This window comes from Frankia sp. CeD (assembly GCF_000732115.1).
Lineage (GTDB): Bacteria > Actinomycetota > Actinomycetes > Frankiales > Frankiaceae > Frankia > Frankia casuarinae.
In genome coordinates, this window is record NZ_JPGU01000013.1 from 18,446 (window position 1) to 36,520 (window position 18,075).

Sequence of the window (18,075 nt, forward strand, 5' to 3'; positions counted from 1 at the left end):
CCGATGTCGCCGCTATGACTCTCCGGGCGCGATCGTGGAGCCACGCTGGGCGGTACGGGCGAGGATGATCGCCGTACGGTCGTCGCCCTGCCGTCCGGGCGCGTACCGGCGAACCGCGTCGAAGGCGTCGTCGAGCAGCGCCACCGGCGTGCGCGTGGGATCGCGCNGGATCTCGGCGATCAGCCGGTGCAGCCCGAACTGCCGCCCGGCCTCGTCACGTGCCTCCACCAGTCCGTCGGTGTAGGCGAAGAGCACGTCGCCCGGTTCGAGCCGCAGCGTCTGGATTCCCCACGCCCCGGGCTCCGCGAGCAGGCTCGACATCAACGGGCCCGTCGGAGGCAGCCGAACGACCTGCGCCGTTCCCAGCCGGGAACCGACGATGGAACCGGCTCCCGGCACCCGACCGGACCCGGGGCCGGCACCGTTCGCCCCATCCCCCGGCCCGCAGGCCGATCCGACGGCCTGCGCGGATCCGACGGCCTGCGCGGATCCAACAGCAGCCGCCATGACGGATCCGCCCGCCCCGTCACCGGGGCCGCATCCCGGCCGGGCGGGATCGCGGGGTCCGACCAGGTGAGCGGTCGGAGCGGGTACCTGGGGTGAGGATGCCTCGTCGGGAAGCACCGCGTCCGCAGGTACCTTGCCTGTGGGCAGCTCACCCACCCACACCTCGCCCACGGGCGACTCGCCCGCCGACGCCATGTTCCCGGGGTTCCCGGGCACCGCCCGGCGCAGCAGGAGCGCGTCGGGATGACCGGCGTTGACGTAGTACAGGTCCCCGGTCCGCGGGTCGACGACGGCAATGATCGCGGTCGCGAACATCTCCTCGATCTCGCCGAGNTTGTCCACCGTCCACTCCAGGGCCCGACCGGGATCGATCTCCGTCGACAGAGCCGCGTCGAGCAGTTGCTTGAGCCGCAACGCGAAGACCCCGGCCGCGGCTCCATGACCGGAGACGTCNCCGACCACGACGGCGACCCGCCCGTCGGGCAGCTCGAAGGCGTCGTACCAGTCCCCGGCAAGTTCGCCCTCGGCCGGATCGACCCGGCCGTGCAGGACCAGGCCGCGGGCCCGCAGGAGCGAGGGCGTGAGCGCGTCCCGCAGTGCGATCACGGCGGGTCCCNGCTGGGNCAGGGCCNCCCNCNACCGCTCGTTCTGGCGGACGAGCCGCACCAGCTGGGCGCGCATCGTCTCGACGTCGGCGGCCAGCTCCACGATCTCCTTGGGGCCGACGGAGGGGATCCGGGTGTCGTAGCGACCGGCGGCCACCGCGTTGACGGATCGCTGCAACGCTCCGATCGGGCGGAGCAGCCATCGCCGCGAGATGATCATAATGGTCAGCAGGAAGCCGAGGATGACAAACATCGCGCTGGCCAGCGAGCTCAGCAGCAGCACGGAGGCACTCTCCACCCGCCCGGACGCCTCGACCTGCTCACGGTCGATCGCCGCGGCGAGCTCCGCGACCTCGCGGCGCAGCAGGTCGAAGTCCTGGCGCGCTTTGGTGCGCACGATATCCTGGGCGGTGGCGGTGTCTCCTCTCGCCATCGCGACCAGTTCCGGCCGGACAACCTCGCGACGCCAGTCCCGGTACGCCTGGCCGACTTCCCCGTGCTGTGCGCGCAGCGCAGGGAAGTCGGCCAGCAATGCGTCCAGCCGTGCCGTCAGGACCGGGATGGACCTGGCGGACTCGTTGTAGGGGACCAGGAAACCCCGGTCCCGGGTGATGATGTAGCCACGCAGAGCATTCTCCTGGTCGACAAAGTCGGCCAGGAGCATCGCGGTGGTGGTCGCAGCCGGGTCCAGATGCCTGCTCCGCTCCGTCGCGGCATGACGTGACCGCAGGGCGGAGACCACGGCCAACACCAGCATCACGATGATCGAGATGCTGGCGAGCAGCGTCAGCACCCGGATGCCACGCCGAAGGCCAGCCGTCTCACCCATGTGAAGATTGTCGTCCAGCCGTCGGGCGCCGGTTGTGTCGGGTGACGTGTGGGGTCCCCCGGGGGGCTCGTACGACAGCTACCCCATCTCGCGGCTGGAACGATGAGCGCCGCACTGACTGTGCCGCGCCGGATGATCGCAAACCTCGGCGACGACGCGGACCTGCCCTGGCCCCGGACTTTCGCCAATGATCGTTTGATGACATGTCGGAAATGAGCGAAAATGACGATACGTCGTCACTCTTTCGGACGAGGCGGAAACCTCCGGGTTCCCACGGCACCGAGCGCTCCGGAGTGCCGGGAGCTGGAACGGTGCCCGTGGTCCGCTCGTTAGGCCTGCTGAGCTCGGCGGATCCCGAGCCGGGGACTGGCCCGGCCGCTGCGGTGCCCGGTGCCGACGGCGCCCAGTGCGTACCGCCGGTCGGCGCGGGAGTTCGGTCAGCCTCCGTGCTGGTGCCGACCCCGCCAGCGGCCGCGCATGTGGTCGACCACGACGGCCTCCGCGGGCACGACTCCCATAGAGCACGGTGGATGACGGAGTCACGGTGGAGGGTAACGGATCGACCGATCTCGGGAGTTGAACGCATGATCTGGGAGGCTGTCAGACGATGACTTCGGGTTCGGTCACCGAACCGACGCACGCATCGAACGTGGNTGGTCGCCCCCGCGGCGCGGCGCGGCCCCCGCGGCTGGCCGGGCGATCGCCCGAGGGCCCGACCGAGGCGGCAATCTGGACCCACGGGCTCGGCAAGCGGTACGGCGACCGGGTGGCGGTGGACCATCTCGACCTCCAGGTGCCGCGCGGGACGCTGTCCGGTTTCGTCGGCCCGAACGGGGCCGGGAAGTCCAGCACGCTGCGCATGCTGCTGGGGTTGATCCGCCCCACGGCGGGCCAGGGGTACGTGCTGGGCGCGTCGATCTCCCATCCGGCCCGCTACCTGGGCCGGGTCGGGGCGATGATCGAGGGCCCGACGTTCCATCCCGGGCTGTCCGGCCGGCGCAATCTGGACCAGCTCGCCCTGCTGCGTGGGATCGGCGGGCGGCGCCGCGCCGATCGCGCGCGGCGGGNCGGGGNAGNCCTCGCACAGGNGGGCCTGACCGAGCGAGCCGACGACCGGTTCACCGCCTACTCCCTCGGGATGAAGCAGCGCCTGGGCATCGCCGCCGCTCTGCTGCCCGATCCCAGCCTGCTCATCCTGGACGAGCCGACGAACGGCCTCGACCCGGCGGGCATCCGGGAGATCCGCGCGCTGCTGGGTCAGCTGGCCAGCAGCGGCATGACGGTCTTCATGTCGAGCCATCTACTGACCGAGGTCGAGCAGATCTGCGATCATCTGGTGATGATCAATGGCGGGCGGATGCTGTTCCAGGGGCACGTCACCGACCTGCTCTCCGCCGAGGATCCCCGGATCCTCATGGTGCCCGAGCGGGACGACGACGCCCGCCGCCTGGCCGGGCTCCTCGGTGAGACCGGCCTTCGGGTCGAGATCGACCTCTGCCCCGGGCCGTCGTGCGACGCGGGAGTCGGCGAACGCCATCCGGTGGTGACCGCCCACGCCCGCGAGGGAGTGGCCGCGGACCTCAACCGACTGGCGATGCGCGCCGGCATCACCCTGCGCTCGCTGCGCACCCATCGGCCGAACCTGGAGGAGACCTTCCTGCGCGTCACCGGCGAAATCGACGGCGACCTCGTCCGTTTCGGTCGCNCCCCGGACGGCAGTGTGCCCGCCGTGGGAGCCGGGCTCGACCCGGCCCAGAGCCGTGGAGGTGCCACATGATCACGGCTTTCCGCGCCGAATGGGTGCCGCTGTTGCGGACCCGGTTCCTGCTCGGGACGCTGGGGGCGGTCANCGCCTCGGCCCTGCTCGGCACCGTTCTGACCTTCGTCTCGGTGGGGCACAACGACTTCGATGGCGACCCCGTCACGGCCAGCGGGCTGTCCGCCGCGAACGGCGTCGCGCAGGGGGTGCAGGCGGTCAGCATCCTGCTCGGCGTGGTGGCCCTGTCCGTCGTCGCCGCGTCGCTCGCAGGCGACCATGCGCACGGGGCCCTGCGCAACCAGCTCGTCGCCCAGCCGCACCGGCTCCGGCTTCTCGCCGGCAAACTGCTGGCTCTGGCGGCGTTCGTGGTCCTCGTCATCGCCGTGGCGACCGTGGTTTCGGTCGCCCTGTCCTTCGCGCTCGCGCCGCTGAAGGGGGTGTCGACGGCCGCCTGGAGCAGCGCGGCGGGGCTGGCCGAACTGAGCAAGAGCTTTGTCAACCTGTGCGCCGGATCGCTCGGCTACGCCGCGCTCGGCGCCCTGGCCGCGATCGTCTTCCGCGCGCCTGCCGCGGCGATCGCGGTCGCGGTCGCCTACGCGCTGCCGGTGGAGATGCTGGTCACGCGCATCTACGGTCCCGCCCGGGCCTGGCTGCCGGTGCAGCTGATGGAGGCGATCGCCACCGGTGGCTTCGCCGTCGCCACGCCCTACGCCGACGCGCTGCTGCGCGGGCTGGTCTACTGCACCGCGATGGTGCTGGTCGCCGTCGTCCTCTTCTGGCGCCGGGACATGACCTCATAAGGAANCGTTATAAGGGAGCGTTATAAAGGAAGGTTGCGTCAGGGAGCCCAGCGCAGGTGCTGGGTCCGTTCCGGGTCGAGCTGTTCGGCCCGGGGAAGCCAGCGCAGCGGCTGGGTCAGCTCGGAGTCCGCCGTGCCGGCCGCTGTGGTCAGGGGCCCGGCCGCGGGCCGGCCGGTGCCGCGGCGGCCGTCGACCGGGAATTTCCCGTTGAAGATCTTGCGGAGGAAGGGTGACCGCAAGATGACGAAATGGTGGATGGCCAGGGTCACGCCGAAGGTGAGGGCGGTGACCAGGAGCATCTGCGGCCAGCGGAGGCTCGGGTCCAGCGAGAGCAGCGTCGCGATGGCGTAGATCCAGAAATAGTGGAAGAGGTAGACCGTGTAGGAGGCGTCGGAGAGGTAGCGGACGGCGGGCCGCGGACCGGGGACGAGCCGGCTGGCAAGGGCGAAGAGCGTGGCGGTGATCGCGATGGNGAAGAGGGTCCTGCTGAGCACCAGACCGGTGGATGAGGTCAGCACTCCACCCCAGTCCTGATTGGCCGCCAGCAGCAGGACGCCGGCCACGGCGAGCAGGATCGGCGCGGGCCGCTGAAAGGACGGCAGGATTCGCCGCCGATCCAGGTAGAGGAGCACGCCGAGGAGGAAGAACGGCAGGAAGTCCAGCGTCTCCTCGACCGGGAGGTCGAGGGGATCGGAACCGATGACGGGAGTCNCCGCGGCCCGGTACCCGCCGCGGATGAGGATGGTGGTCACGATGACGAGTGAGATGATCGTGGCCATGACGCGCAGCCGACCGGTGGTGGCCCGCCGGTAGAGGGAGCTGGCCACAAGGCGGGATATGACGCTCACGGCCGCCGGGGTGCACAGCGCGTAGGCGAGCAGCACCATGAGGAACCACAGCTGCAGAGGCCAGCGCAGCTCGCCCACCGGCTCGGGGACGATGTTTCCACGCAGGAAGTCCAGGAACGAGACGTCCGGGTTGTGGAAGTTGTAGCTCAACCAGAGCGCGGTGGGATTGAACAGGACCAGGGTGCACAGGAATGGGATTCCCACGCTGGCGAGCCTGCGATGCACGGTGCGCGACGGCCCATACTTCCCGACGAGCATCGCGGAGAGGAACCCGGAGATCAGGAAGAAGTCCGCCATCCGGAAGAGGCCGGAGGCGTAGGCGATCCCGTGGAAGAACGGGTCGTCACCGAGCGTCGAGGCATGCACGAAGACGCCGCCCAGCATGAAGACGGCGCGCAACGCGTCCAGGTGGTGGTAGTGCCCGCCCGGAGCGGACGGCGCCGCCTTTCGCCCCACGATTCCTCCACCAAGGCTGCCGGACCGCTCCGAGCCCCTACGGGCGACGCCCTCCGGTGAAGACGTGGCAGGCTTACATCGTACGTATCATGAATGATACGAAACGAGAGGATTGCCCCGAGCTCCCAGGGACCCCGAACTCCCGGAGCTCAGTGCCCGAACACGTCGGAGTCGAGGGCGTCCGCCTCCCCCGCGGCGCCCCGGTCCAGTCCGGAGATCGCGGCAATCTCCTCAGCGGAAAGCGTGAAGTCGAAGACGTCGATGTTCTCTGCCATGCGCCTGGGGCTGGCCGACTTCGGCACCACCACGATGCCCAGCTCGATGTGCCAGCGCAGGGCGACCTGCGCGGGGGTGCGCTCGTGCGCGGCGGCGATCCGCGTGATCACGGGTTCGTCGAGCAGCCCGGTGCCGGCGCCCAGCGGGCTCCACGCCTCCGTCACGATCCCCTGCTCCGCGTGGTAGGCGCGGATCGCGGACCGGCCGAGTCGGGGATCGAGCTGGATCTGGTTCACGTCCGGCGCGACACCGGTCTGGGCCAGCAACCGGTCGAGGTGGGTCGTCTTGAAGTTCGACCCCCCGATCGCGCGCACCTGGCCGTCCTTCAACAGCTCGACGAGCCCCTTCCAGGCCTCGACGTACCGATCCCGCCACGGGTTCGGCCAGTGGATGAGGAGCAGATCGAGGTAGTCCAGCCCCATCCGGCGGGTACTCTCCACGGCGGCCCTGCGCACGCCGCGGACGCTGTGCGAGCGTTTGTTGAACTTCGTGGTGACGAACAGCNCCTCGCGGGGCACGCCGGCGGCGCGTAGTCCGGCGCCCACTCCCTTCTCGTTGCCGTAGTTGTGCGCGGTGTCAATCAATCGGTAGCCCAGCCCGAGCGCCTGTTCCACCACCCCCTGGACCTCCCGGTCGTTCAGCGGNCAGGTTCCGAGCCCGAGCCTGGGCATCCGGGCACCGTGCGCGAGCGGGACGGTGGGGACAGGCGAAAGCACCACGGGCGTAGGACCTCTCTGGTACGAAGATCTGGTACGAAGAGATGCCGGGCACCCGACCGGATCCGCGCTCCGGCCGGCCTTCGAGTATCCGGGCGACACGGCCGCGATGGATGTGGTACCCACGTCGGCGAGCGAGACCCGGGGNAACGGGTCCGAAGACCCGGAGGGCAGACTGCCAGCATGAGCACCGCCAGGGACGACAGACTCGCGGTACGGCTACCCGAGGATGAAGCCGAGATCATCCGCTCGGCCGCGGAGGGTGAGGGCCTGTCCCTTGAGGACTTCGCCGCCGAGGCCATGAAGCGATACGCGCGAGAGGTTCTCGCCGACCGCCGCCTGTTCCGCGTCCCGGATGCCGACTGGAGCAAGCTCGAGGCGCTGCTCGACGCGCCGCCGCCGGACTCCCCCCGGCTGCGCCGGCTCCTCGACGAGGAACCGGGCTCGGAGCAGCAGGAGTAGCCGGAGTACCCCGCCACCTCTGCCCGCCTCCCGATCGGCCGACCAGTCGACCGGCGATCCCGACGCGGTCCGACGCGGCCCCAAGAAAGGATCCTACGCAGTGCCCCTCGCCAAGCCCGCGGCCCTGTCCGAGGGCCCGGACCGGCTCACCTTCAACAGCGGTGACGACCTGCTCGACGGCTGGCTGCGCCACCACGCCCTCGAACACCAGCAGGACCGGACGACAAACACGTTCGTGATCGTCGACGCTACCCGGATCGCCGGCTACTACTGCCTGGCCACCGCGGCCCTGGAACGGATCCCCGGTTCACGCCGGTGGTCGCGCCGGTCCACCGAACCCGTTCCGGCGATGTTCGTGGGGCGGCTCGCGGTCGATGTCCGGTACCAGGGCCGCGGGCTCGGCGCCCAACTCGTGCGGGACGCCGTGATGCGGTCGCTGACCGTCCATCGCATGGTCGGAGTGCCGCTCCTGCTCGCCCACGCGATACGGCAACCCGGCCGGGCGTTCTACCGCCATCTCGGCTTCCTCGGCACCCACGTCGNCCCCTNCCTGCTCGCGCTGCCGCTACACGCCGCCGCCGGCGGGGGCTAAGCATCGCCGGCCGCCGCAGGCCCCGCCGAACGCCGCTGGCCCCCGCTGGCCCCCGCTGGCCGCCCGTCACCTACCCGTCACCGAGCAGCACATCCAGGTTGACGCGCAGCAACCACTGATCGAGCTTGAACGGGGGGTACGGCCAGGGCAGGCCGTCGAGCAGCAGCTGGTTCACCGGGAGCCACAGGCTGCGACGGCGGGCGTCGACCGCGCCGCGGCGCACCCCGACATACCGGGTCGCGGGGCCCCGCAGCCTGCTCAGCCCCACGTCGATCGGCCGGTCGGTGCGGAAGGTCATCCGCGTGCCGCGCCCCGCCGGCCGCACGACCTGCACCAGGCCGTCGAGCCCGGCGAGCAGCACCGCGCCGGTGGCCGGATCGAGGGTGATGCTGCGCACCAGCCCACCCCGGTCGGTGCCCGCGACCAGGTAGTCGGGGCGGTTGGCGATGCCCCAGGTGTCGACCGGCCAGTTGCCCGTGGCGGGGGNCCGGGNCACCAGGCCGCGCTCCCCATCGATCTTCGGGTAGACGGCGAGGGTCTCCGCCCGCAGCCCGTCGGCCTTGGTGCGGGCCACATACAGGGTGCCGTCCGCGCCGAACACGGCCGACTCCATCCGGGAGCCGTCCTGAACGGCGCGCACCGCCGTGCTCCTCGGGCTGATGGTGCCCCGCGACGCCGAGTAGGAGAACTCCTGCACGGGNAAGGGCTGGGCCCGGAAGTCCAGCCCGCGCACGTCGCTGATCAGCACGAACCGTTCGTCATCGGGTTCGCTGGTGGGATCGGCGACGACCTCCCGCGGGTTCACGACCAGTTCGAGGCCCAGCGGGCGGACCTGCGGGTACTGCCAGTGCGCCCGCACCCGGCCGGCAAGGTCGACGACGAGCAGGGCGCCGTTGTCGGTGCCGCCGACCCCGGTCCCCAGGTACTGGGCGATGACCAGGTGCCCGCTGCGGGGCAGCCGGGCGATCGAGGACGGCCCGCGCGGTGAGCGCGGCTCCAGCGGCGCGAGCACCGGGAAGGCCAGCGCCGCCACGTGCGGCGGGGCGGTCCCGGCGAGCTGGGCCGCCGTCCTGGACGCCGTCCGGTCGTAGGCCCACCGTCCGCCCGGGGAATCCCGCCGGAGCTGACCGATGCTCGGCAACTCGCCATCGATGGAGGNGTTCCAGCCGAAGAAGGGCATCAGCGAGACGAAGACCACCCGCTCGGTGCCGTCCGGACCGGGCACGACGATCACGTCCGAGATGTCCCCGCCGCCCACACCNTGGTAGTTCGGGTCGGCCCGGGGCAGGCTTGTCCGGCCCTTCGTTGAGGGGATCACCAGGCGGGTGAACCGTTCGGCGGCCGGCTCGAAGATCTCTATCTCCATGCCCGTGCCGGTCAGTTTCGCCTGGTCGTCGGTGAACGGAGTCGTCGCGAGGAAGACGGTGCCGTCCGCGGCGACCGCGGACAGAAAGGCGGCCTGACCGGGGCCGAAGCCCCAGCCCGGCACCCCGGCAATCTCGATGGCCGACCGGTCGTCGAGGTTTCCGAAGGTGCCGGGTGCGCCGTAAATGGTCAGCAGATTCCCGGGCAGGCCCGCCACCGCCCCGGCCGGCATCGACGGCCCCACGGTGACCCCGCCGACTGGTGCCGAGGGTCGGCTCAGCGGCAGGTCACCGGAGGATGTCGGACCCGAGGACGAGGAGAGCAGGCGCGCGGCGACGAGGGCACCGGCGGATGTCGCGCCGAGGCCCACGGCCGTCGCAAGCAGGCGGCGGCGAGTGACGGCGAGCGGCGAACGCACCGACCCCGACGACCCGGGAGAAACGGGAGAACCGGGCTCACCGCCGTCCGCGTTCGGACGGGTCTGGGCTGGCATCAGCGGTGGCCTCTCCGCGCGGGGTGGGCTGGGACTCGTCGGGCAGAGGAGCTCCTCACACCCGGGCCGGGACCCCCTCGCCGGGTTGGGGGTTGGGTAGCCCCATATCCCCCGCCGGCCGCCGGTGCGTCTCGGCGACCCGCGCCACCCGGCGGTCGGCGTGATGCAGCTGGACCACGAGCAGGCCGACCGCGAGTGCGGTCACCGACTCGGCGGCGAGCGCGGCGGTGGCCGTGGCCATCGATCCGCCGCCGGCCGAGACAAGCGCCCCAGCCGTCGCCACCGTGGCGACGGCGAGCACGCCGACGACCCGGCGCACCCCGGCGCCGAGCAGGTACGTGGTGAACATCAGGGTGACGGCCAGCAGGGTCATGCTCAGCGCGAGCACCGACAGCGCGGAGGCGGCGGCGGTGAGATGCGCCCCGAAGACGAGTCCGATCAACCACTTCGCCGCGAACAGACCGAGCCCGGCAAGGAAGAGCCCGGGAGCGACGACGAAGACCAGCGCCACGACCAACGTGCCCCCGGCGGGGCGTCCCTCCTTGCGCCGTCGTGCCGCCTCGGGCAGCAGGAAGTTCGCGACCGCCAGCCCGATGAAGACCGGTACCTTGCAGGCCGTCGAGATCGCCGCGTAGCCGCCGACCCCGGAGGAGCCCAGCCAGCCGACGATGACGACGTCCATGTTCTGCAGCAGGGCGAGGGGGATCAGCGCGCCGAGGGCGACGGTGGTGTCGGCAATGACGCTCTGCCGGGCGCTGGCGCGTGGCGCCGGGATCGGCAGCGGAATCGGCCCGGTGGCCGGCGGTGTGCCGTCGTCAGGCAGCACGGGCGCCCCGCGCTGGGACACGGGCGCCCCGCGCTGGGACGCGGGCGGGCGCGGCAGCCGCGGGGTGCGCGTGACGGCCCACCGGGCGTGCTCGGCGCCGACGACGACGCCGAGCACGATGCCCAGGCCCGCGCCGTTCACCCCGAGCCCGCCCAGCACGAGCACGATCACCAGGCCGATCCGGACGAAGCCCTCGACCACGAAGTTGACGGCGAGACGCGGATAGGCCCCCCTGGCCTGCAGCAGGCCGCGTTCGACGCACAGCAGCGTCCACAGCGCGGCACCGATGGTCGCCTCGGCGATCGCGAGCGGATGCGGATAGGACATCAGCGCGGCCACCGGCCGGCACAGCACCACCGCGACGATCGCGGAGATCGCGATGCCGACGCCGCAGACGCCCCGCAGCCGCCGGATCCAGGACCACTGCTCGCGCCGGGTGCCCCCCGGGCCGGACGTCTCGTGCTGCACCACGGCGATCAGCAGCGCGTTACCCGCGACCGAGAGGATCAGGAAGATGCTGACCTGCACCGACACGGCGCCGTAGGAGTCCGGGTCCAGCGACCGGGCGACGATCAGGTTCATCAGCAGGTTGCACCCGTTGACGAGCATGCCGGCGACGGCCAGTGCTGCCGGACCGGCCAGCAGGCCCGTCACAGCCTCACGCGAGGGCTTCGCCATCAGTCTCCCCACCGGGAACGGGACACGTCGAAATCACCCACAGCGGAACACCGGCCATGGTAGGTGGTCGACGATTTTCCGACATCGGTAGGTTGCAGGCGAACCTTGCAGACGAACATGGTAAGCCCTGGCGAGCGGAACGAAATGGAAGGAATGCCACCGGTGACGGGAAGTCCCAGCGTGACGCCCCCGGGAGGATCGACACACCTCGGAGGGTCCCGGGAGCGCCGGTACCTGCCCACCCTCGCCGGCCGGCACGTGGTGTTCCTCAACTGGCGGGACCGGGAGCATCCGCAGGCCGGCGGGGCGGAGNTGTTCTGCCAGTCGATCGCCGAGCGGTTCGCCGCGGCCGGTGCCCGGGTCACCCTGCTGACCTCGCGGGCCACGGAAGGTGAACGCCCTGGTCCGCCCGTCGCCGAGTCCGTTGGCGGCGTCGAGGTGCGCCGCGGGGGCGGTACCTTCGGCGTCTATCCATCGGTGCTCGCCCGGCTGGCCAGCCTGGGCCGGGCCGGGCACCGCGTCGACGCCGTCGTCGACTGCCAGAACGGGATCCCGTTCTTCAGCCCCCTGGTGCTGCCGGCGAGCACCCCCGTCGTGCAGGTGCTCCACCACGTTCATCAGAAACAGTTTCCGTTGTACTTCCCCGGGCCGGTCGCCCGGGTGGGGCAACTGCTGGAGGCGCCGGGCAGCCGGTGGGTCTACCGGCGCCGGCCGGTGGTGGTCGTCTCCCCCTCGACCCGCGCCGAGGCCCGTGACATCCTCGGCCTGCCCGGCCCGCGCTTCCTGGTCCCCAACGGGGTGACCACCTCGGCCGCCGGGGCCGCCGGGGCCGCCGGGGCCACTACGTTCACGGGCCCGGCTGGCGGTGGGCCCGCAGGCTCGGATGGCGGCCCCGCGACGGCACCCACCATCGTGTGCGTCGGCCGGCTCGTGCCGCACAAGCGGCTCCACCTGCTCCTCGACGCGCTGCCCGCGCTGGTCGGGGCGCATCCCGGGCTCACCGTCCACATCGTCGGCGACGGCCCGGACCGCGAACGGCTGACCGCCCGCGCGGTCGCCCTCGGGCTGACCACTACCGGTGCGGTGACCACTACCGACCCGGGGGCGGCTCCGGGCTCGGGAGGCACGACCGACCGGGACGGTGACGCCGTGCGCTGGCNCGGCTACACCGATGCCGCCACCCGCGACCGGCTGCTTTCCTCGGCCTGGCTGACAGTCAACCCCTCGCATGGTGAGGGCTGGGGGCTGTCGGTCCTGGAGGCCGCTGCCCTCGGGGTGCCCGCGGTGGCGTTCCGGGTCCCGGGGCTGCGCGACGCGGTCCGGGACGGGACTACGGGATGGCTGGTCGACGAGGGCGAGCCGCTGGAGAAGACCCTCGACGCGGCGCTAAGGCTACTGGCCGAGCCGCCCGCGGCGGCCGAGCTGCGCGCGGCGGCCCGCGCCTGGGCGGCCGGGTTCACCTGGGACGCCAGCGCCGAACTGCTGGCCCGGGTGGTCACCGCCGAGATCGACCGACTGGCCGACCCGGCGGCGAAGCGGGCCGAAGCAGGAGAACAAGGCCGCGCGCCGCAGCGGGGTCGGGGACCGGATCGGGGCCTGGAGCGCCGGCGCCGGGACGATGACCTCACGCACGCCCGTTTCACCCTGCCGGTCGGCACCTCCCGCCCGGCGTTGCGCCGCACGGACCTGGTGTACCGGCCGGATCCGACCGGCCCGGAGATGATCGCGCTCCTCTACGGCGCCGGCCCCGCCGCCGCACGCACCGCCCTGACCCGGGCCGGAGTCGGGGTCGGCGCGCTCGCCGACCTGCGGCTACGCCCGGCGACCGGCGAGGACCTGCTGTTCGCGGCCAGCCGTGACCTGGCGGCATCTCCCCCGGATCCGGGTCCCGGTCCGATCCCGACCGACAACCGGGGCGATCAGGCGAAGGCCGGAGCGCGACGAGCAGCCTCGAACATGCTTTCCACGGAGCTAGCGGGAAAACCAGGTGACCGTTGATCGGGACGGTACCCAGGGGGCTGACACGAAAATAAGGTGACCGGTGCGCTCAGGCTGCGGAGGTCTTCGGGGTCATCGGCGGACAGCGGCAATGCGCCGACGATCGTCGCGGCCGTCAGCCGCTCACCGGATAGCCGCCTCGGCCGCGGGTCGCCGGGTGATGCACAGATCGGCCCGGGCCAGAACGGCCGGCATGTTCCGGATCGCGTCGCGGTCCCGATCACGGTCCTCTTCGGTCAGCTCCTCCCAGTCCACCATCGACGGGTGACGCTTGTCCGGGCCGAGGTCCTCGCGCACCGGACCGTAGGAGTAACCCTGCCGCTCCTTGTGCTGCCGCCACCGGTCGTGCTCGGCCCGGGCGAGCTCCTCGACCTCGGCGGCGGACAGCGAAAACGGATCGACAGCCGGATCGACGTCCTGCTCGGCCGGTGTGCACACCCAGCCACGGTTACGCAGCACCGTCTCGTAATGAACCGCCTGATCACGGTTGGCTTCCNGCAGCGCCTCGGAGAGCTCCGCCCAGGGCCGCAGTCCGGGCCTCNATCCGGCCGCGTGCCGTTTACCGAGCTCATGCTCCAGATAGCGGTCGTGGATCGCCCGCGCCAGCTGCTCCACCAACTCCCCGTCGCCCAGGACCGACGGCGTGCCGCCGACGCCGCCATCCCCGCCCACCGCATCGGCCCAGGCCGGGCGCGAGGCCCCGATCGGCCGTAGAGCATCCACGCGGACTCCACGCACGGCACGCCTGGCTGTGATCATGACCGGATGTCTCCCTCAGGAACAGACGGTGGACGACGTCCGAACAATCGGCGCCACGAAAACGCTAACCGAGTCCCTTGCTGTCGGTATAGGGATTGCGAGTCCTATGCCCGACATCGGACCCGGCTCGGGCGCCGAAGTGGGCGCCGGCGCCCGAGCCGGCGGGACGGTCCCAGGCCCGCCCGGCCAACGCGGCCAGCACCGCCGCCAAGGCCAAGGCGCCGAACACCTGGACCAGCGGCCCGAACGCCCCCTGCCCGGATCCGGGCTGGCTGCCGGGCTGCGCCGCCNCCCCGATTCCCGCGCCAATCATGGCGACCGCGGCGCAGCGNCCCCCCGCCGCGGGCCAGCGCCGACCGACCAGGACGAACACCGGTACGGCCAGCGCCACCGGGCCCGCCACCAGCGCCACCGCCAGCATGGCGAGCACCGTCCACCCCACACCGGCCACCGGCGGGGACACCGTCGCCCNGCCCAGCCGGCCCAGCCGGCGCGGCCTCAGCAGCGCCGGATAGCCGTTCTCGTCGGATCGTGGCCGTAGCCGGAACCGGGCGGGCAGCACGGCGAGCACGACCAGCACCACGACCAGCAACAGCCCCACCACGAGGTTGCGGCGGTATTCCGCACCGGGCGCGTTGTCGATGACGATCGTGCCGCCGGTGCCGGCCGGGACGATCCAGCCCTGCTGCCAGCCGTCGAGGCGCAGCGGGGTCAACGCCACGCCGTTCAGCTTCGCCGTCCACGAGGAGTTGGCGTTCTCCCGGACGGCGAGGAAGGCGCGGTCACCGGCGCCGATCTGGACCGTCCGGTGCTCCGCTGTCCACTCGTGCACCGTCGTCGCCCGCGGCGTGGCCGCGCTCACCTGGGCGCCCGATCCGACCAGCGCGATCGCGTCGACGAGGATGGAGGTCGCTCCCTGGTCGACGCCGAGCAGGTGCGGCCCCGCCGAGAGCCGCAGCGTGCCGCCGTCGGTGCACAGCGACACCCGCACCGGCCGCACCGAGGTGACGTCGCTGTCCCGGCCGGAGATCCGCAGGGGGTAACGGGTCCCGTCGACGACCAGGGTGGGGCCCTGGCCGCAGTCGACCAGCAACGGAGTGTCACCCGCTGGGGGTGTCCCCCGCGGCGGGGGGATGAAGCTCGCCGAGCCGCTCATCGTGAAGGTCATGTCCCGGGGCACCTCGAAGCGCCGGGACAGCGCCAGCTCCTCCGAGCCGCCGAACGGCTGTGCCGGGTCGACCCGCTCCCGGGCCATCGAGAAGGCGACCAGCCCCCCGTCCGGCGCGGCGAAGCGCCGGGCCACGTCGGTGGGGAGCTGCGCGTAGTGGCGGAAGGTGACCCCGGGGATGGTGATCTCCCGAATACCGGCGCCGAGGGTGTCGTCGGTCTCCTGGCCGACCCGCGCGAACGTGATGCGGTACCAGCGGCTCGGCCCCGCTGGGACGGCGAGGCGCTGGATGTCCTCCNCCGGACNNNCCTCGGTGNCCNCCGAGCCCGCCTCGCTGGACACCCGCAGCGCCTCGACGGCCGGCCGCCACGAACCCTCGGACAGCAGCCGCACGTCGAGGTAGGGCACGGTCATCCGCCGGCCGGCATCGAGCTGGATCCACTGCCCGGCCGACGTCGTGCCCTTCGTGCGCTGTGCCGTCCACGCGGTCGCGGCGAAGCCGTCGACGGCCGCCGGTGGCGCGAGGTCCGGCGCGGCGAGTAGGTCGTAGCCGTAGGAGGACGCGGTGACGGACATGCCGCCGACGTAGCCCGCGACCGTCTGGTGGCCGGCGACGTCGGCCTCGGCCCACTGGTGGGGCTCCCCCGTCTTGCCGACCGCGGTGCCGGTGGGCCCGAGGAGGTACGAAGCGGCGTCGTGGACGAGTCCGAAGGTGCTGTCGCGCCGGGTCAGGGTGTCCGTGTCGACCCAGGCGGTCGTCGGGCCGATCACCTCCCCCGGCGCAACCTTGATCGCCGCCGGGCTCGTCGAAGACGCCACGGCGGCGGACGGATCGGTGCGATCCGCGGCGAGGTCCGCGGCGAGCACGGCGGCCCGGTCGCTGCTCAGCAGGCCCTGCCCNGCGAGCTGCACCGTCGCCTCGGGGCCGCCGGAGACGACGACGGCGGTGTCCGCCGGGTAGGAGCCGACAAGCTTCGCGCCGCCCGGGACGGTCCAGACCTCCAGCGCGGGTACCCGCGCGGTCGGGTTACGCAGCTCCGGGACGAGCCTCTCCTTCGCCGAGGCGCGCGCCGGCACCTGCGGGCCGAACGCGGCGGTCAGGGTGAGACCGGAGGAACGCAACGCCCGGTGGAGCTCGTCGGTGGACGGGGGGACGTCCCAGTTCTTCTGTTCCAGGTCGTTGCGGAGCAGGATCTGGCCGATCCCGGCCCGGGCCAGCGCCGGGGCGAGGCCCGCGGCGGACCCGGTGGCGAGCTGGTGCTCGATGCCGTCCATCAGCCGGGTCACGCCCGTGCCACCGAGCGGGATCAGGCCGCGGACCCCCCACGGCGTGCGGGCCAGCCACTGCAGCGGCTCGTCGAGCGGCCGGCCCCACTCGTACTCGGCGAACGGCGAGCCGGGCAGCACCAGTGCCCGGCCGTCCTGGGGATGGGCGGCCAGCCAGTCCGCGGCGGCCACCCAGTAGTCGGGCACCCGGGCGAACGGCCGGGGCTGCAGCGCCCTGCCGGCGAGCGCTGGCGTCATGCCGCAGACCAGCGCGGCCACGGTCAGCACGACGGGGACGTTCACCGCGACGGTCACGATCATGTCCGCGGTCCTGCCGTGCCGGCGGGAAGCCCCGCGGGTCGTCCATCTCCGCACACGGGCGGTGAGACTGACAGGTCGGACCGTCAGGGCGTGCGCGATCCCCAGGGCTATCGGCAGGCGCACCACCGGCTGGAACTTGTAGACGTTGCGCAGAAAGCCCAGCTGGTCACCGAGCAGGTCCCGCACCACGCCCGCCAGCGGGCTGCCCGGATGCCCCGGATAGGCCGCAGCCACCGAGACCGTGCCGGCGGCCAACGTCACCAGCAGGAACCGGCGGGCGGGCAGATCGGCCCGGGNCAGCCCCCACAGCCCGATCGCCGCCACGGCTGCCGATCCGATGATAGGCACCGGCCGGGACACGTACTCGGTGGCGGCCGGCAGCCAGGGCCTGGGTAACTGGACATACGCCAGCCAGTCCGTCGCGCCGCGCAGGGCTTCCGCCACCGACGTCGTCGCCGTGGTCGTCTGGGCGGTCTCGGTGAACGCGAGGAAGTTCAGCCCGTAGCGGCCCTGCACCATCAGCGCCAGCAGCCACCAGGCCGAGGCGAGGATGACGGCGACGACCCACCAGGCCCGCAGCGCCCAGGCCCGGCGGGTGCCGCCGGCGAACACAAGGACCGCCGCCGGACAGAGCAGGACGCACAGCGTGACCGTCGCGTTGATTCCGCCGGTGCCCAGGATGGCGAGTCCGGACAGGGCAGCCGCCCGTCGCGGGGACAGCCGCCGGCCCGGGTCCAGGGCGGGATCGTCAGCGGCATCGACATCATCGACGGCCGTGGTACTGGTGGTGGCGGCCGTACCGGTGTCGGCGCCGAAGGCGCCGTCCGGACGCAGCGCGAGGATGAGCGGCAGGGTGATCCACGGGAGCATGGCGGCGCCCGCGAGCGCCACGGAAGTCGCCCCGATCTTGCCGAGGAACATCGGGGACAGGGTGTAGGCGAGTCCGGCCAGCACCCGGGTGCGCGGTACGCCGAGCCGCAGGGCCTCGGCCAGCCGCACGACCCCCCAGGCGGAGACGGTGAGGAGCAGCGCGATCCACAGCCGCTGGGTGACCCAGGCGGGTATCCCGAGCAGGTCACCGGCACCGAAGAACGGTCCCATCGGGAACAGGTAGCCGACGTACTGGTTGGGCAGGTAGCCGAACTCGGCGAGGGAGTTCCACAGGTGGGTGGCCCGCCCCATGAAGCCCCACGGGTCAAGGGGGACGTCCAGCTTGGTGTCGGCGGTCAGGTTGCCGGGGGCCTGGAGCAGAAAGAGCACCATAAAGCCGGCGGCCATGCCGAACAGGGGCCGCCGTGACGTCCGCGTGTCGCGGCGACGCGGCGACGCGGCGACGGCCGGGGCTGCGACG

Annotated in this window: 12 protein-coding genes; 5 read left to right on the plus strand and 7 right to left on the minus strand. The window is 72.3% G+C overall.

Annotated elements, in window-relative coordinates; genetic code table 11:
* Positions 1–12 precede the first annotated feature (12 nt).
* Positions 13–1,941: a PP2C family protein-serine/threonine phosphatase gene (locus CED_RS09900; RefSeq protein WP_035910041.1), complete on the minus strand. Its 1,929-nt coding sequence runs from the start codon at positions 1,939–1,941 to the stop codon at positions 13–15.
* A 607-nt stretch (positions 1,942–2,548) separates the two neighbouring features.
* Here CED_RS09900 and CED_RS09905 point away from each other — a divergent pair.
* Together CED_RS09905 and CED_RS09910 are read left to right on the plus strand one after the other, a co-directional pair.
* On the plus strand, positions 2,549–3,718 hold the full coding sequence (locus CED_RS09905; protein ID WP_051868747.1) for an ABC transporter ATP-binding protein: 1,170 nt from the start codon (positions 2,549–2,551) through the stop codon (positions 3,716–3,718).
* Positions 3,715–4,500: an ABC transporter permease subunit gene (locus CED_RS09910; protein WP_035910044.1), complete on the plus strand. Its 786-nt coding sequence runs from the start codon at positions 3,715–3,717 to the stop codon at positions 4,498–4,500. Before CED_RS09905 ends, CED_RS09910 begins: the two co-directional genes overlap by 4 nt.
* A 38-nt stretch (positions 4,501–4,538) precedes the next feature.
* Here the strand turns inward: CED_RS09910 and mdoC are convergent, their stop codons facing one another.
* Both mdoC and CED_RS09920 read right to left on the minus strand, forming a co-directional pair.
* Positions 4,539–5,804, minus strand: a complete 1,266-nt coding sequence (gene mdoC / locus CED_RS09915; protein ID WP_035910047.1) for a glucans biosynthesis protein MdoC — start codon at positions 5,802–5,804, stop codon at positions 4,539–4,541.
* Positions 5,805–5,953: 149 nt separating this feature from the next.
* A complete protein-coding gene (locus tag CED_RS09920) occupies positions 5,954–6,751 on the minus strand; it encodes an aldo/keto reductase (protein WP_051868750.1) in 798 nt (265 codons plus the stop codon).
* Positions 6,752–6,979: 228 nt separating this feature from the next.
* On the opposite strand from CED_RS09920, the gene CED_RS09925 reads away from it, so the two are divergent.
* Positions 6,980–7,258, plus strand: coding sequence for a DUF1778 domain-containing protein (locus CED_RS09925; protein ID WP_011435617.1), 279 nt, complete (start codon positions 6,980–6,982; stop codon positions 7,256–7,258).
* A 100-nt stretch (positions 7,259–7,358) separates the two neighbouring features.
* Positions 7,359–7,850 carry a GNAT family N-acetyltransferase gene (locus CED_RS09930; RefSeq protein ID WP_035910052.1) on the plus strand — a complete coding sequence of 164 codons (492 nt, stop codon included), beginning with the start codon at positions 7,359–7,361 and terminating at the stop codon, positions 7,848–7,850.
* Between the two features lie 70 nt (positions 7,851–7,920).
* Here the strand turns inward: CED_RS09930 and CED_RS09935 are convergent, their stop codons facing one another.
* Positions 7,921–9,708 carry a hypothetical protein gene (locus tag CED_RS09935; RefSeq protein WP_235187001.1) on the minus strand — a complete coding sequence of 596 codons (1,788 nt, stop codon included), beginning with the start codon at positions 9,706–9,708 and terminating at the stop codon, positions 7,921–7,923.
* Between the two features lie 55 nt (positions 9,709–9,763).
* Positions 9,764–11,212, minus strand: a complete 1,449-nt coding sequence (locus tag CED_RS09940) for a polysaccharide biosynthesis protein (protein WP_035910059.1) — start codon at positions 11,210–11,212, stop codon at positions 9,764–9,766.
* Between the two features lie 180 nt (positions 11,213–11,392).
* Between CED_RS09940 and CED_RS09945 the strand changes: the two genes are divergently transcribed.
* Positions 11,393–13,210: a glycosyltransferase family 4 protein gene (locus CED_RS09945; RefSeq protein WP_035910118.1), complete on the plus strand. Its 1,818-nt coding sequence runs from the start codon at positions 11,393–11,395 to the stop codon at positions 13,208–13,210.
* Positions 13,211–13,333: 123 nt separating this feature from the next.
* Here CED_RS09945 and CED_RS09950 read toward each other — a convergent pair whose 3' ends face one another.
* Both CED_RS09950 and CED_RS09955 read right to left on the minus strand, forming a co-directional pair.
* A complete protein-coding gene (locus CED_RS09950; protein WP_235187002.1) occupies positions 13,334–13,933 on the minus strand; it encodes a RyR domain-containing protein in 600 nt (199 codons plus the stop codon).
* A 100-nt stretch (positions 13,934–14,033) separates the two neighbouring features.
* On the minus strand, positions 14,034–18,002 hold the full coding sequence (locus CED_RS09955; RefSeq protein WP_035910065.1) for a DUF3367 domain-containing protein: 3,969 nt from the start codon (positions 18,000–18,002) through the stop codon (positions 14,034–14,036).
* Positions 18,003–18,075: the final 73 nt, after the last annotated feature.

Bases quoted from the DNA above. Each gene is read 5' to 3' on its own strand.
- CED_RS09925 (WP_011435617.1), top strand. From the start codon at position 6,980: ATGAGCACCGCCAGGGACGACAGACTCGCGGTACGGCTACCCGAGGAT.
- CED_RS09940 (WP_035910059.1), bottom strand. From the start codon at position 11,212: ATGGCGAAGCCCTCGCGTGAGGCTGTGACGGGCCTGCTGGCCGGTCCG.